Annotated in this window: 16 protein-coding genes; 10 read left to right on the top strand and 6 right to left on the bottom strand. The window is 40.9% G+C overall.

Annotated elements, in window-relative coordinates; genetic code table 11:
* Positions 1 to 28: 28 nt before the first annotated feature.
* From K08M4_RS17570 to K08M4_RS17590, 5 genes are all read right to left on the bottom strand, one after another.
* Positions 29 to 955 carry an amino acid ABC transporter permease gene (locus tag K08M4_RS17570; RefSeq protein ID WP_086050824.1) on the bottom strand — a complete coding sequence of 309 codons (927 nt, stop codon included), beginning with the start codon at positions 953 to 955 and terminating at the stop codon, positions 29 to 31.
* A 134-nt stretch (positions 956 to 1089) separates the two neighbouring features.
* On the bottom strand, positions 1090 to 1899 hold the full coding sequence (locus K08M4_RS17575) for a transporter substrate-binding domain-containing protein (protein ID WP_012600468.1): 810 nt from the start codon (positions 1897 to 1899) through the stop codon (positions 1090 to 1092).
* Positions 1900 to 1911: 12 nt separating this feature from the next.
* Positions 1912 to 2709, bottom strand: a complete 798-nt coding sequence (locus K08M4_RS17580) for an amino acid ABC transporter permease (protein WP_086050825.1) — start codon at positions 2707 to 2709, stop codon at positions 1912 to 1914.
* Positions 2709 to 3455, bottom strand: coding sequence for an amino acid ABC transporter ATP-binding protein (locus K08M4_RS17585; RefSeq protein ID WP_017082064.1), 747 nt, complete (start codon positions 3453 to 3455; stop codon positions 2709 to 2711). The genes K08M4_RS17580 and K08M4_RS17585 overlap by 1 nt, the downstream gene beginning before the upstream one ends.
* A gap of 225 nt (positions 3456 to 3680) precedes the next feature.
* A complete protein-coding gene (locus K08M4_RS17590) occupies positions 3681 to 4829 on the bottom strand; it encodes an iron-containing alcohol dehydrogenase (protein ID WP_086050826.1) in 1149 nt (382 codons plus the stop codon).
* 193 nt (positions 4830 to 5022) lie between these two features.
* Here K08M4_RS17590 and K08M4_RS17595 point away from each other — a divergent pair, with 193 nt between their 5' ends.
* From K08M4_RS17595 to K08M4_RS17625, 10 genes are all read left to right on the top strand, one after another.
* Entirely contained in the window at positions 5023 to 5907 is an 885-nt protein-coding gene (locus tag K08M4_RS17595; protein WP_086050827.1) for an AraC family transcriptional regulator, read from the top strand.
* A gap of 649 nt (positions 5908 to 6556) precedes the next feature.
* Positions 6557 to 7804 carry a RidA family protein gene (locus tag K08M4_RS17600; protein ID WP_086050828.1) on the top strand — a complete coding sequence of 416 codons (1248 nt, stop codon included), beginning with the start codon at positions 6557 to 6559 and terminating at the stop codon, positions 7802 to 7804.
* 241 nt (positions 7805 to 8045) lie between these two features.
* Positions 8046 to 8402, top strand: a complete 357-nt coding sequence (locus tag K08M4_RS17605) for a hypothetical protein (RefSeq protein WP_086050829.1) — start codon at positions 8046 to 8048, stop codon at positions 8400 to 8402.
* A 94-nt stretch (positions 8403 to 8496) separates the two neighbouring features.
* The gene (locus K08M4_RS22165; protein ID WP_198299349.1) at positions 8497 to 8649 is read left to right on the top strand and encodes a hypothetical protein; all 153 of its coding nucleotides are present in this window, start codon (positions 8497 to 8499) and stop codon (positions 8647 to 8649) included.
* Positions 8650 to 9603: 954 nt separating this feature from the next.
* Positions 9604 to 11013, top strand: coding sequence for an EAL domain-containing protein (locus tag K08M4_RS17610; protein ID WP_032555056.1), 1410 nt, complete (start codon positions 9604 to 9606; stop codon positions 11011 to 11013).
* Positions 11014 to 11204: 191 nt separating this feature from the next.
* A complete protein-coding gene (locus K08M4_RS22350) occupies positions 11205 to 11525 on the top strand; it encodes a hypothetical protein (RefSeq protein WP_232460256.1) in 321 nt (106 codons plus the stop codon).
* Positions 11526 to 11590: 65 nt separating this feature from the next.
* Positions 11591 to 11884 carry a hypothetical protein gene (locus K08M4_RS22355; RefSeq protein WP_232460257.1) on the top strand — a complete coding sequence of 98 codons (294 nt, stop codon included), beginning with the start codon at positions 11591 to 11593 and terminating at the stop codon, positions 11882 to 11884.
* Between the two features lie 35 nt (positions 11885 to 11919).
* Positions 11920 to 12585: a hypothetical protein gene (locus K08M4_RS22360; protein WP_232460258.1), complete on the top strand. Its 666-nt coding sequence runs from the start codon at positions 11920 to 11922 to the stop codon at positions 12583 to 12585.
* 211 nt (positions 12586 to 12796) lie between these two features.
* Positions 12797 to 13312, top strand: coding sequence for a GNAT family N-acetyltransferase (locus K08M4_RS17620; RefSeq protein ID WP_086050830.1), 516 nt, complete (start codon positions 12797 to 12799; stop codon positions 13310 to 13312).
* A gap of 265 nt (positions 13313 to 13577) precedes the next feature.
* A complete protein-coding gene (locus K08M4_RS17625) occupies positions 13578 to 13940 on the top strand; it encodes a RidA family protein (RefSeq protein WP_017097511.1) in 363 nt (120 codons plus the stop codon).
* 144 nt (positions 13941 to 14084) lie between these two features.
* Here the strand turns inward: K08M4_RS17625 and K08M4_RS17630 are convergent, their stop codons facing one another.
* Positions 14085 to 15671, bottom strand: coding sequence for a BCCT family transporter (locus tag K08M4_RS17630; RefSeq protein WP_086050831.1), 1587 nt, complete (start codon positions 15669 to 15671; stop codon positions 14085 to 14087).
* Positions 15672 to 16012: the final 341 nt, after the last annotated feature.

Raw genomic sequence — 16012 nt, forward strand, 5'->3', positions numbered from 1 at the left:
GGCGAGTCGGTACTATTAATTAATGACGTTACTGATGGTTAAGGTAAGCACTAGAACGTTGCTCAATCACTTTGAAAAGACGTGAAAGCGCAAAGCACAAAGCAAAATATACGAAGCCAACAATGAGCCAGATCTCAAAGATCAAACCTGAAGAGTTTGCCATCTCAGTACCAACAAACGTCATCTCTTGGATAGAAATCAGAGACACAATCGACGTGTCTTTAACCAAGGAGATTGCTTGGCCAGCCAATGGCGGTGTGATAGCCGTTAATACTTGCGGGCCGACAACAAATCGATACTTAGACAATGCAGACAGACCGAGTGAATCGGCCGCTTCCCATTGGCCTTTTGGAATACCTTCTAAGCCAGCTCTAATCACTTCAGCAATATAAGCAGAAGAGAGCAAGCCAATACAGATAACACCAGACGCCAAGTTTTCCCAAAGGTTAGCCGGGCCGAAAAGGAAATCTTGAACAGCGTTAATCTCGCCACTGTGTTCACGCAAGATACTTTCTAAGCCAAGTAATGGGATCAGTTGGTTAGAAACAAAGAAGTAAAAGATGAAGACAAACACCAGCGGCGGAATATTACGAACCAACTGAATGAAAATCAGTGCCGGTGTTTTGAAAAAAGCGATCTTTGAGTGTCTTGCCACACCTAACAGTGTGCCAAAAGAGAGTGCTAACACCATACTCCATAAACTTAAGCGCAGCGTTGCGATCAAGCCTTGGAAAAAATAGGGAATACTGCCTTGAGAAGGCGGAATAAAAATTAGTGTAAACGCATCTTCCCATCGCCATTGGTAGTTAATACCAACAGCAGAGCGATAATAAAGCCAGCCTGCAAACACACACATCACAGCGAGTAACACGCCATCCAAAAGGTTAAGGCGTTGATACCAAGGCTTCATATGAACGTTGGGCTTAGGTGTTGTCAATGCGCTAGTACTACTCACGTCATTCCTGTTTAAACAATAATAATTAGTAGGCTGTTTTGTTGAGTTTTAGATCATCAATAAAGCGAATCAAGTTGTTGATGAGAAGGCAGTGCAGACAATGCACTGCCTCGATTCACTAGCAACAGTTCTGATTACTGACCTTGAGCAATCTGGTCTTGCCAATCTAGAGTAGAGAACCAGTACTCGTAACGCTCTTTCAACCAACCGTCTTCAGTACGTGCTTTGATCCATTCGTTGAAGAATTCTGCCTTGTCAGTTTCACCTAGGCGAACTGCAAATGCTTCGTTACCTTTTGATAGACGCTCTTCAAATGGAATAAATAGCGTGTCTGCGTTTTTGATCGTTTCGTGTTCTGGTTTCGGGCTAGACGCAATAACCGCGTGTGCGTTGCCGTTCAACACTTCTTGGAATGCTTGAGCATCGTCATCGAACTGAAGTACTTTTGCTTTCGGGAAGGTTTCACGAGCCACTTGAACAGTGAAAGCGCCACGGCGTGCAGCAATTTTTACGCGACGAGAATCAAAATCAGAGATTTGAGTAAAACCTTCCGCTAGCTCTTTATTAGCCGCCAGTTGAACGCCAGAGTGCGAGTAAGGTTCAGTGAACAGTACGCTTTTAGCTCGCGCTTCAGTGATAGACATACCGCCGATGATTACATCAAATTTTTTCGATAATAGAGAAGGGATAATACCGTCCCATGCTGTCGGTACAAATTCGACTTTCCAACCAGAATCTTCGGCAAGGCGTTTCGCCACGTCGATTTCAAAGCCAACGAGATCGCCTTGTTTGTTACGCATCGCCCAAGGAACAAATGTCGACATACCAACGCGCAGTGAGCCACGTTCGTTGATTTTATCGAGGTTAGGCGTTTCAGAAGCAAGTGCAGGCAAACTTACGGCAAGCGCAAGTAGGGCTGTAATCGCGGTTTTAAATAGCTTCATGCTGATAAATCCTTATTGTGTTCGCCAGTTAGCCCCGAGCTTATGCTCAAGCCAAGCAGCAACGGCAGAAAGTGAAAGTGTAAGAGCAAGATAAATGATCGCCACCGAGAACCAAATCTCGAATGGCATCGCGGTTTCAGAAACGATGTTTCTGGCTTCAGTCGTCAGGTCAAAAATAGCCATGACACTTACAATTGAAGAGTTTTTAATAAGAGAGATCACTTCATTGGTCAAAGGTGGCAAGGTACGTTGCACCACCTGAGGAAGAATCACATCCCAGTAAGTATAGGTCTTTGATAAGCCCAAGGATTGAGCTGCTTCAAATTGTCCTCTCGCAATACCATTTAAACCGGCACGAAATATCTCGGCGGTGTAAGCGCCTTGGAAAAGTGCTAAGGCTAAAACGGCAGTACTAAAGCGATCGAGCCCTAATACGGGGCCAAATACAAAATAGAGCAAATAAATTTGTACCAACAACGGCGTGTTACGAATCAACTCAACATAGCTGGTGGCTAAGGTGCGTCCAACCACAGAATTTGACTTTCTCAATAGTGCTGTCGTTAAACCAATGATCAGTGTGGCAACCAAAGAAATCAAAGAGATATTGATGGTAACCAGTAGCCCTTCAACTAATTCTGCAGGCCACCATTCACCATCTTCATAGAAAGCAATATAGTCCGGCACACGCTCCCATTGCCAGCTGTATCCCATGGTTTGTGCACCAGAGTCGAGAATCCAAACAACAGCAGCCACCAGTACAACAATCTGTACCAAAGCAGATAGGGCGGGTTTAATAATTCGAATCAACATTAATAAGTCAGGATCTGATTTAGGAACGCTTGAGTACGTTCATGTTGAGGGTTTTCAAAGAGTGCTTGTGGCGTATTCGATTCCACAATTTGTCCTTCATCCATGAAGATAACGCGGTCGGCCACTTGTTTCGCAAAGCCCATTTCGTGGGTCACGCACACCATGGTGATACCTTCGCTCGCCAGTTCAACCATCACGTCGAGCACTTCGTTGATCATCTCCGGATCAAGCGCTGAAGTCGGTTCATCAAAAAGCAGTAATTCAGGCTTCATGCACAGCGAACGGGCGATAGCTACACGTTGTTGTTGACCGCCAGAAAGTTGCACTGGGTATTTGTTGGCTTGTTCAGCGATGTGTACGCGCTCGAGATAGTGCATTGCAAGCTTCTCGGCTTCTCGTTTGCTTTTTTTAAGCGTACGAATAGGCGACAGAGTTAGGTTTTCGAGCACGGTAAGATGGGGGAATAAATGAAAATGCTGAAACACCATTCCGACTTGGCCAGGTGTGTTGAATTTACTCGGAAGCACTTGTTCTAACACGCAAAGCTCGCCGCTTTCGAAAGGTTCTAGCTGATTGATACAACGGATTAAGGTTGATTTACCCGAACCTGATGGTCCGCAAATCACCACTATCTCTCCTTGTTCAATATTTAAATCGATATCCTTTAGGGCATGAAAATCACCATACCACTTGTTAAGTGACTTAAACTTAACCATTTCCTTGAGATTGTTCAAATCGTTGTTCATACCTAGTAAAGAGACAGGTTTACCTTACCAATATAGAAATCTGAATGCACATAAAATTAAGGACTTATGAGAATTTAATAGCATCTTGTAGGGCAAATTAAAAAGCAGCGCCCAAAATGAACGCTGCTTTGTTTATACGAAAGAAATAAGTAACGGGTTCAGTCAGATGTAAAAAATCATCTTTGTGTGACTATTGTCTTTGCTTTCTCTCCACTTTAGCAATTCTTAGTAAATCGCAGACTCTAAAATCTCACGCGTTTTCTCTGGCGTGATTGCTTGGTTTTCGCCAAGTTGCAGGTAACCGTGTGATTCAAGTTGAGCAACAACGTTGTCGATTGCTGCTGCTTTAGTTGCTTCGTAACCGTCGAACATCGTTGGAACGTCTAGGCTGTGGTAGAAGGCTTCGATTGCCGCGATTGTACGCTCGGCTAAATCAGCACCCGCTTCTAGGCCAAATACGTTACGACCCATTTGCTCTAGCTTGCCACGCTTCGCTTCGATTTGGTTACGAAGTAGTGAAGGTTGAACAATCGCCAGAGAACGCGCGTGGTCTACGTGCCATAGTGCTGTGAACTCATGGCCAATCATGTGTGTTGCCCAATCTTGAGGAACGCCAGTACCAATCAGGCCGTTAAGCGCTTGGTTTGCAGTCCACATTAGGTTTGCACGCCATGCGTCGTTGTCACGCTCGTCGTATTGCTTACCCAGTACAAGTAGGTTCTTAAGCAGTGTTTCTGCGTAACCGTCTTGAACCATCGCGTCTGTTGGCATTGTGATGTATTGCTCACATACGTGAACCCATGCATCCACCAGACCGTTGATCAGTTGGCGCTCTGGCAGAGACTTCATTACGTCTGGGTCCATAACCGCAAATTTAGGCTGAACCGCAGGGTTCATGAATGCCAGTTTCTCCTGAGTCTCTTTACGAGTGATTACCGCACCCATGTTAGATTCAGAACCTGTCGCAGGAAGGGTCAGTACAGCACCAATAGGAGTGGCTTCTGTTACTTGATGTTTGCCCGCTAGGATATCCCAACCGTCGCCGTCGTATTTAGCCGCTGCAGCAACGTACTTAGAACCGTCGATTACCGAACCACCGCCAACAGCGATAATGAATTCTACGTTTTCTTCTTTAACAAGAGCGACGGCTTTATCTAGCGTCTCTTTCGTTGGGTTAGCTTCAACACCAGCGAACTCAATCCAAGCGTGATCCTTTAGAGAAGCGACAACTTGGTCGTAAACACCGTTGCTTTTGATTGAACCGCCACCGTAGATGACAAGTACTTTCTTTGAAGTATCAACTGCTTGGCTGATAGCATTGATTTGGCCTTGGCCGAAATGGATTACTGTAGGGTTAACATAAGTAAATTGCATTGTAGGTTCCTTGTGTAAAGCTAGATTTTTTATTCTGATGTGTTGCTCAATTTCTATATTTGCATATTAGTACAGTAATCTAGGGTGATGAAGAGCTGTTTCTCCAAATAAATTGCCTATTTCTACAAAATTGATATTCTTTCTCTGCTTTAGCTTACTTACTCTTAGCACTTGGAATGGAAAGTCGCCACTTATGAAAACACTCGCGCAGTTGTTACAGTCTTATGTAGAACACAAAGGTTGGGATGATCTCGAAGGGATCAGAGAAACTGAAATTGGCGGAGTGTGGTTGTATAGAAGCCGTGGCGGGAATCAGCGTCAACCATTCACTTACCAGTCGGGTATTATCATGCTCGGGCAGGGCAAAAAGAACATCTACATTGGCGACAGACCCGTTACTTACGCTGCAGGTGATTACCTTGTGGTAGGTGTGCCAATGCCATTGGAGTGTGAAGCTTTACCGGTTGATGGCGAACCATTGCTTGGTTTGTCTATTAATATTGACTCTCAACGTTTGCACAGCTTGGTAAAAAAGTTAGAAGACCAAGGCTTTCTTGAGAGCTACTGCAATAAGCACAAACAGAATTCGAGCGGCTTAGAATCGACGCCAATGGAAGAGCAAATGCTAGAGAGCTTTACTCGATTGGTCAAAATGCTGCATTGCGACATCGAAGCCAACATATTGGGCGATGCCATGGTCAGCGAGATTGTCTACCGTGCACTAACTGGTTCAGAAGGGCGTGTGCTGTTTGATCTAGCCCATCATGACGGTCACTACGCACGTGTTGCTAAAGCGCTGTCTAAAGTGCATGAAGAATACGACCAAACCATCACTGTTCAATCGCTTGCCAACGAAGCCAACATGAGTGTGTCAGCCTTTCACAATGCATTCCGTAATGTCACTTTTGAATCTCCGCTGCAATACTTGAAAAAGGTCAGGCTCAACAAAGCCAAAGAACTTATTCAGCTAGAAGGCCTTCGCATCAGCGATGCTGCTCGCCGAGTCGGTTACTCGAGCCCATCCCAATTCAGCCGCGAATTTAAGCGCCACTTCAACACAACCCCAAGAGCGATTTAGTTCTTCTTTCAACGAAATTATGTGTTCATAGCTATGGTGCCAAAAGCTATGGCGTCTCGTTCATCGTTGACGCCATCATGCTCCCTGCAAGTCCTATTTCTTGGCTGAGCAACCATCTTTCTCATGTCGTCAGCAATAAGTCTCATATTTGTTGAATTATATGAGTAAATGTATCTAATTATAGGTATTGTCAGATTGTAGGTATTTGATTCTCGAATATATTATTAACGTACTTATATAAAATAAGCTCTCTAAAATAATTAATTAAATAGCCTAAGAGTTTATGCACGGGTATAAGGGATAAATTCACTAACTTAGCAAGTAACGGAGTTTTAGTGTGAACAACCTATCAAATATCATCTAAATTTTTAAAATTACCCATCGAATTATCTGAGAGAGTATTCAGGATTATTGAATAGACTTAAAATTAAAGAGAATTTAGCAGTTGATAAAGCCTAGTGTGACGGATAATTAGTCGTTTGATGACTAATTATCCTGTAACTTGCTGATTTATAGTCAACTGAGAGTCTGATGGATATCACGTTTACCCTCAAATAATTCACTTAACATGGCGCTACTTTAATCATTCTTTCCAATACGATTGTTAAATATAAATACGTATACCTATTTTATTAAAAGGATAATACCGATGAGTAGCGATATCATTAAAATTTCAAGAAATACTGAAAACGCACCAATTAATTCTGTATCTACACAAACGGTCGCTTTTTCTCATTATAATAACTTTTCAGCTCAATTACCTGTTGACCCTAAAACAGGTGAAGTCGTAATCGGTAATATTAAAGACCAAGCCGTACAATGCTTAAATAATATTAAGGCCATTGTTGAAAGCATCGACCATGTTATGGATGATGTTGTGAAGATTAATGTTTTCGTTAAGAATATTTCTGATATCGATGCTATTGATGAAGTTTACAAAAGCTTCTTCCAAAACAGCCTCCCTACACGCACAGTCGTGGGCGTAGCTGCGCTACCGAACAGTGACGCTTTAGTTCAAATGGATGCGCTTATTTCAAACGGCGAAGGCACTAAACCACAAGCACCTTGCGCGCTAGTTAAGGTATCAAGAAATACAGATAACGCGCCTCAAAGTGCTGTGTCCACTCAGACCGCGGCTTTTTCTCACTACAATAATCTTTCAGCTCAATTGCCTATCGATGTAACCACAGGTGAGTTGGTTGATGGTGGTATCGAAGCGCAAACGTCACAATGTCTATCAAACATTAAAGCTATTCTAGAAAGTATCGGTCATGTCATGAATGATGTGGTTAAAACGACTATCTACGTGAAAAATATCGCAGATGCGGAAGTGGTAAATGAAGTATGTGCTAAATTCTTCCCAAGCTACGTTCCTGCTCGTACCGTTGTTAACGCCGCTGAACTACCAATGGGCGCTTTAATTCAAATTGATACATCCGTTTCACATGGTGACGGTACACCGCCGCAATTACCAGAAGACACTCGCTTACTGGTTATTGAAGCTAATAATACTGTTGCTGCACCATTCATGCCTTATTCGCATACTGTTGCTTTTTCTCACTACAATCATATTTCAGGTCAATTACCTTTAGACCCGAAAACAAATCAAGTGGTTGCTGGTGGTGTAAAAGAGCAAGCTCAACAATGTTTGAGCAATATTAAGGCGATCATTGAAAGTGTTGACCACAGCATGGACGATACTGTGAAAATTAATATTCAACTTAAGGATATTTCAGATATTGATGCGGTGAACGAGATTTACACAACGTTCTTTAATGCTGATTTACCGGCAAGAACGGTAGTTGGGGTTTCAGAGATTTCTATGAATGCTCTAATTCAAATTGATGCAGTCGTTTCCAACTGCGAAGGTACACCACCACAAGACGTCGTTGCTTAAATTAATTGCACCCTTCTCAATAATAGCGATCAGATCTCGGCTTTAGCTCTTAAACATTGAGTCGAAACATAAGCCGGCGGTCTGATCTGCTAACTCCCCACAGATACTGCCAATTCCAAGCCTCGCTACATAACTTATTCGAAGCGATATAATTAAGCTTATACTCGACATATGGTGCTTATTGAGTCGAAGTGTCTTAATATGAAAAACAGATGCTTAACGTAAGAAAGAAAACCAGTTTATGCAATTTCGAGTTATTTTATTGTTGTGCCTAGCGATAGTGGGGTGTTCATCTAATCAAGAGCTAACACCTGATCCGACAACTATCACGCTTTTTTATGGTGAGACGTCGATCTCGGCGGGTGTGTTAGAAGATAAAACATTTAATTCGGTTCTAGCCGATAGAAGAGAGAGTGTTACTCTCTCGGGCTCACTATCAAAGCAAAACTCAGGTTACTTAGTTGATATGTTAGTGATCAGAGAAAATAGAGCACCACGTTCAAAGCGCCAATTAAACACCTTACTTCTTATGAAGCCGGGAGAATTAGTGGATGTTGGCGGTGTGAACAATGATGTGTTCAGAGTCATTCTAGAGTAACAATCCCGAAGTAATCAATTAATGTGAAATTTTTCTTTACCTCAACCTAACTTCAAGTCTTAAGCTTCTCTTACCCAATAAGAAGGAGCTTATTATGCAAAATGACTACGTAAAAGAACTCGCCGTTAAAACTTACCAAGAAGAACTTCAGAAAGAGTACGTTAAATCTAAAGTTAGACCATTCCACGGCCCGAGTTTTATCGGCGGCGTACTGTTGTCAGTCGTGTTGGTTGGGTTGTTTTTTTGACTTGAAAGCGTACAGGCCATTGAGATAACTTATTACAGGATACTAATAGCCAAATTGTTGTGAAAGCTAAAATAATCAGAGGTACCGAGATAAACATAGTAACCTTAATTGCGTTATCTTCTACCGATGATTTGGCAAACTCACAGTAATACTGGCCAAATATATCCAGCGACTACCCATTCGACAGTAACTTAGTGTAATTACACTAAACTATTCATTGCAGATTGCCTTGACCAGCCTTTATGTAGCTTTACTACCTCAGTGCTGATTCGTACTGGATGATTCTGCTAATACCTACAACAACGTTAGCTGTTGACGACTTTACGTCGCTATGAACTATGGCTCTTCGTTAGTTTCCCCATCATCAATTATTGTTCAGTTAATTATACAGAACGACTCCCTCTTTTATTTAGTTCTATCCATCAAAATGTCCTGTTCTCCTTTCAATTGAGATTTCCCATCTATTCAGATAGTTGAGGTTAGGATTAGGTGTTTGCGTTAGGACTTAACTTACCCTCTAGCGTGCATTTGATTAAATTTATGGTTTGTTTCACTTCCAAACAGATTGGTTTCATCAAGGGTATGTAGTGATGTAACCCAGATAAAGTTGCTGATTTCAATCCCTCCCCATTAAATCTCGCGATCACTGTCAGTTTTTTATAGCGTAAATAAATACTAAAAAAAGCGATGCAATCATTACCCCCCTGAAATGGCACTGTGGCGTAATTTGGTGGCTATTATGTTATGAAGTTGTCGGGATATTACGGGATGTACAATATGCGGTTAGTGGTGTTTTCGTGCATGATATTTATAAATGTGCACAATTACACTCAATTCAAGTAGATGACTGTTAAGTGGTCAGATTTGTTTTTATTTGTGCGAATCTCATAAGTAAGAATACAATCATTCCGTTGCATCGCAAAATGCGATGCATATCACTTTATTCGGGGTGCCGTGTTGTCTACTGTTAATTTACTTTGTCTGTTCTTTATTACATTACTAATAATATGCACATCATTTCATCTGAAGTCGTCGGAAGGTAAAAAAAAGCTATCTTTTGTTCAGCAAAGACTTGAACGAGAACAAAATAAACAAAGGCTCAAACGTTTTTTCTGTGAAGAAACAGATTTACCTAACATCAACTATATTCAAGAAAAATTATTAAGAACAAACAGAAGTACCTACAAGATCATGCATGTAATCTGTGTTGGGAGATCTGCAGATTTCTATAAGTTTTTCGATTCAAAAACTAGTCGAATAGTTAAAACAGAATTACATCACTACCTAAGTGAGACACTTTCACCAAGGGTTATCGGTTTGTTTGAAGACAAATACATTGTTCTTGTATTTGAAAGCGATACCCCCTGGGAAGAAAAAAAAATCCTTGAGCAGCAACAAAAAATTCAATTCTCTTTGCCTCATGAAAAGAAAGTAGGCGATAAAACCCTAACTTTTGATTATTCTCTTGCTAGCATGATCCTATCTAATTTTGATAAACCCCAAGATAAAAATCAGTTGTTTAGAAGAATGGCTTATAGTGTTAAAAAGTCACTTCAATCTATTGATGGTGTCTACATATATAACATTAATGACTATGAAAAAAACGTTAGAACCCGTTCGGTAATCCAAGCTTTACATCACGATATAAAAAAGGGAGGGACTCAGTTCGAGCTTTTTTATCAACCCGTCGTTTATAGTATGAATACTTCTAAAGAGTACCTTTGGGAAATATTGCTTAGGTGGAAACGCACAGAGTTCGGAGGTCCTGGTGTATTTATGCCATTATTGGCAACGGAGCCGCACCTACATTATTCATTAACCATTATAATTTTTAAAAAAATAATTGAATACGCAAAAAACACTCAAGATACACTTCCTAATATCAGTGTTAACATTAGTCATGCAGATTTAAGTATCGTTGACTTTTATGATGATGTAATGGAATTAACCAAATTAGTTCCAGAGTTAAGAAGTAAGATAATATTTGAAACAGTTGAATATAGTGAGGGTCTTTTACATAGTTATGCTAAAGAAAATATAATTGCTCTTAAAGGGGCAGGTTTTCGATTTGCTATTGATGATTTTGGATGTGGTTACTCCAATTTTAACCTTTTATCAGAAAAATATTTTGATTTTATTAAGCTAGATAAGTCGTTACTACAAAAATGTCAGGAAGATATTGTGGCCAATGAGACACTTAAGTTTATGGTTAAGCTATCTGAGCGTATTGATGTAACCTTGATTGTCGAAGGCGTTGAAAATCCTCAACACCTACGACTACTTCCAAAGAAATCTAACATATTATTCCAAGGCTTTCATTTTTCCAAACCAAGAAGGTTAATTAGCAATGTAAAAACAGGTTGATATGTGTATGGGTAATAATATGTGAAGGGCTGTAAATAACATCGTATTCGTTAACTAATTTAAGAGTATTACTATTTTAATATTTTTAAATCTCAACAAATAATAGAGAGCCATTTAAATGAAAATGAAAATGAAAATGTTGATACCAATTTTGGGCGTTCTGGCCCTAGCAGCTTGTGGTGGCGGTGATAGTGGGCCAAATCCACAAAAAAGCTACTGGAAAAGTAATCGATGGTTATATTGTTGGCGCTACCGTTTTTCTAGATATAAATAATGATGGTAAGTATAACGCAAACACTGAACCTAGAGCTTTAACTACAAAAGGTGGTAGTTATGAGCTTGACCTAAATGAAACCCAGGATAAATGCCTTGGTTATGCGCCAACGATAGTAGATGTTCCTGTTGGCGCTATTGATGAAGATTTGGGGCCTGTGAAAAATGCTTATCGTATGGTATTACCCCTGAATTTAAAGAACAGATCGATTTCAAAAACCGTTTTATCACCCCTTTAACTTCATCTTTATGGGCGACAGTAGAAACCAGTAATGGTAAAAGTAACTATACGTGTCAGGACCTAATGAGCGATATAGAAAAACAAACTAAACAGGCTCAAGCGTTAGAGCATGCTCTTACAGAAACAATTCGCACATATAATATTTCTGAGGGTAAAATTTATGGTGACTTTATTGCATCTGAAGATAGTGACCTTGCTTTAAAGGCCCAAAATATCGTAACAGGTCTAAAGAAATCGTTCACAGATACAAAAGATTTACAACAAACCAACCCCAATAGCTATGTGCAAGTTCATTACTACTTCAAAGATGAAAACGGCGCTAGGATTGGTATAAAAAGGTTTATATTTCTTCTCTAGGTACTAATCAATCAGCAAAGCAAACAACCACAAAAATGAGCGATGATTTGTTAACAGAGGTGGAAGTGTTGTCTGAGTCCACATCGGTTAACCTTTCAACTCAGTGGGGTGTTTACAACAATACTTTTGATATTGCCAGTATTAACAATTTTAATAGCAGCATCCGTCCGGGCTGTACATTCACAGAGAAAATCATTATTAAAGATGGTAAATTTGACAATGTACTATCTAACATTGCCTACGATGGTAATATACATAACTTAGTAAATTGTCAATCTCTGGATCTAACAACTAAAATAGTCTCTAGAACTACTTCAACTTGGAAATATAACAAGAGTATCAAAGAACAATTAAATCGTACTTATGTCGACTGGAATGAGCATACTTTTGGAAAAGGCGATGACTTTGGATTATCGACAGTCGTTAATGTTAAAAGTCATTTAAATAGTTTAGATACTGAAAATATCAAAACAAACATTATGGGTAGATATAAAGATTACTCTAGTAATGAATTAGGTGACGCATCTAAGGTCATACGGTCAAAGATAGTTAATGATCAGAGTAAAGAAATTGCCTATTGGAAAACACTCTTTCGTGCATCTCCGACGACATATTCACGAAGAATAACATCGTCAGATCAAACTTCTGTATACGAAAAAAGTACTGACGGAACTAATTGGGTAGTATCGAGTAAACCGTAGTCGTTAAGTATGTATATAATTGATGGGGTGGGTTGCTTAAATGTCACGCCCCATTCACTTCTATTAAAAAATATCTTCCTATGCCCACTAGAACCTCACTTTCAGCTGCTAACTCTGAAATAAGTAGTGACGTACCGTTTACTCAGAGATTTGGGTACTCGAATTTCAATCGTAGGCAAGGCTTTCGAAATAACCATTGGGAGTATTCGTTATGGATGTATTTTTGCATTTACTTCAAACAAGTGATGCTAGGGCGCTGTTGGAATTTGAAGTAGACAATAGAGATTGGTTCGAGGTGTCTGTACCACCACGGGAAGACAGTTTTTATTCACTTTCAGGTGTAGAGAAGCAGATTGCTAGTTTTTTATCGGAATATGAAAGTGATGAGATGATTCCTATGTTGATAAAAGATGAACAAGGGATTATCTGCGGTAGGATTAATGTACGTGACATTGACGAAAACGGAGAGCGAGGAGAGCTAGGCTATCGAGTGAGTCACTCCTTTAGTTCTAAAGGCATTGCGTCTAACGCGGTCAGGAAGTTACTTATCTATTTGGCGGAGCACTCTTCCCTTAAATATGTGGATGCCTATGCGTTAGTGGGTAATGTTGGCTCCAACAAAATTTTATCTAAGGCCGGTTTTGGCTTAGTTGAGCGTGTAGAGAATTACGCGTTATTCAAAGGGCAAAATCAAGACGCTAATCATTATCGTAAGGTGCTAGCCTGAGTAGGTGAGTATCAGTGCCTTATTCATTAGAAGCTGGCAGCGTCCTTCTAGCCAGCTTATAGTTTTATGTTGCTTAAAGAAGATCTTTAGGTTTACGGCTATTTCAAAATTTACAGTGACTTCTGAGGTTTGTTACGTTCGATTACGCTAATAGCGATAGTGCTGTTTAGCTGGTACTACGAGCTTTCTAATTTTTGTTTTCAATGTTAGGAATTTGGATTAGATTACGCTGATGTGCACCCTAATTATAAGAAGAGTATAACCAGTGAAAATCCATAGAATTAACCCGACCAAACGTTGGTCTGATGTGACTGTGTTTAACGGTATTGCAAGCTTTGTTGAAGTACCAGAGACGGATACAACGGCAGGAATTAAGAGTCAGGTTCAGCAAATCTTCGAACAAGCTGAAGAAATGATGAGTTTGGTAGACAGCGATAAATCTCGTGTATTGTCAGTGACTATTTACCTAACGGATTTCGCTAACTTTGATGCACTCAATGAAGTGTGGGAAGCGTGGTTCCCTGAAGGCTGCGCGCCAAGCCGTGCGTGCGTGAAAGCAGAACTCGCTAACCCTGAACTATTGGTTGAGATGTCATTCATGGTTGCTGCTGGTGAAAAGTTTCAATAAGCCGAAATATCGGTAGATACAAGCGTTAGTAGACAGAACTATTAATAGAGTCGACAGCGAACAGATAAAACAAAGCCACTCAGGTGAATCACTTGAGTGGCTTTTTAGTGTTCTACGCTATCCGAAACTAAATCGGATTAGGTATTAAGCGAGGCCTTGATCTCTTGCCATCTGCTTCGCGATCTTCGGAGCATGCCATAGACATGGCAGCAAGATAAACGAAACAGGAACGGCAGTGATCACAATGAACGACTGCAGAGCTGAGATGCCGCCAGAGCCCATTGAGATAAGCGCGATAGCCACTGCCCCCATAATGACGCCCCAGAATGTTCTAACTGCTGAGTTAGGTTCTGTTGTACCAGTCATTACTACACTGATGGTGTAGGTCATTGAGTCACCTGTGGTCACGATGAACGTGGTCGTCAGGATAAGGAACAGGATTGCAATCAGAGTCGGGAACGGTAGTTGCGAAGTAATAGCCAGTAGTACAGCAGGAAGGTTGAAACCTTCGAATGCGCTAGATATTACGCCTGGGTTCTCTAATTCAAACGCTAAGCCACTACCACCAACAATGCTGAACCAAAAACAAGTCACAAGCGGTGCAACGATGCTGATAGAAACGATCATTTGGCGAATAGTTCGGCCACGTGAGATGCGAGCAATGAAGATCGCCATCATTGGGCCGTAACCTAAGAACCAACCCCAGAAGAATACTGTCCAGCCGCCTAGCCACGCAGTATCTTGGCGGTACAGTGCCATTGGAATGAAGTTGTCGACCATTTCACCGATGCCTTGTAGGTAACCATCAATGATAAAGCTGGTTGGGCCCACAAGGAGAATGTAAACGATTAGGCACACCGATAAGATGATGTTGTAACGGCTTACCAGTTGGATGCCTTTACTTAGACCACTTAATGCCGACAGCGTATACATTGCAATAGCGAATAGAATAACGACGCTTTGGGTAGCAAAGCTGTCAGAAATTCCAAATAGTTCGCTCAGTGCGTAGCTGATCTGTAGGCCAAGGAAGCCGATAGGGCCGATTGTACCTGCGGCTACTGCCACAATGCTGCACGCATCAACGACGTTACCAATCCAGCTGTTGATTGCCTTGTCGCCCAGTACTGGGTAAAGCAGGGTGCGAGGCTTAAGAGGAAGGCCTTTTTCGTAGTGCAAGTACATAAGCACAATCGAAGAGAGACCACCTAAGATAGCCCATGCAAGGAAACCCCAGTGCATGAAAGATTGTGATAGTGCATTGAATGCCATCGCTTGAGGGTCTGCGTTGCCATACAGTGGTGGAGCTGAAACAAAGTGAGCAATTGGCTCTGCAGCTGCCCAGAACACGCCACCACCCGCAAGGAGTGTACATAGGACGATAGACATCCATTTAAACGTGGTCATTTCTGGTAGGGCAAGCTTCCCTAAACGAACGTGGCCTGTGCGACTCAGTGCAAGCACTAAACCGATAATGAAATTGAGTAGTAGTAGGAGTTGCCAGAAAGCACCGAACCATTTAGTTGAGTAACTAAAGCCGATGTTGACAAGTTCGGACAATACGGAGGTGTTGGTGAAAGCAAGGATGACAAAGAGGGTCAGGAAACTGCCACTCAGCCAAAAGACTGGGTTTCCGAGTTCCAGTTTTTCACCCAAAGATTGAGCTCTATTGAAATCGATAGAAGTAGATTCTGCGTTGATGTTTTCGTTGGCGACTTGCGTCAAGTTGGACATTATTTCTTCGCTATATTTGGCTCTTTCAAGCCTATGTATTTCTCCCACATTTGGATAAAAATGTGAGGCTCGTCAAAAAAGCCGCTGATACTAACATATTTGTAATCAAAAAGTGGGCGATTTCATAAAATAATCCCAAATCGCCAATAAATCCCTATTTTTTGGTTAGTTTTGATACGAATTTTTCTCAAACTCAAATCACATTTCTGACTTTTGAGACATTATTTTTTTAGCTTTCCGAAATAAATTAATATTAGTTGTTGGTGCAAAATAAGTGTCGAATCATTGCATGCTATAAACAAATTAATGCGAGTCATTTTATAAATAGTAAATATTTTAGG

This window comes from Vibrio syngnathi (assembly GCF_002119525.1).
Lineage (GTDB): Bacteria > Pseudomonadota > Gammaproteobacteria > Enterobacterales > Vibrionaceae > Vibrio > Vibrio syngnathi.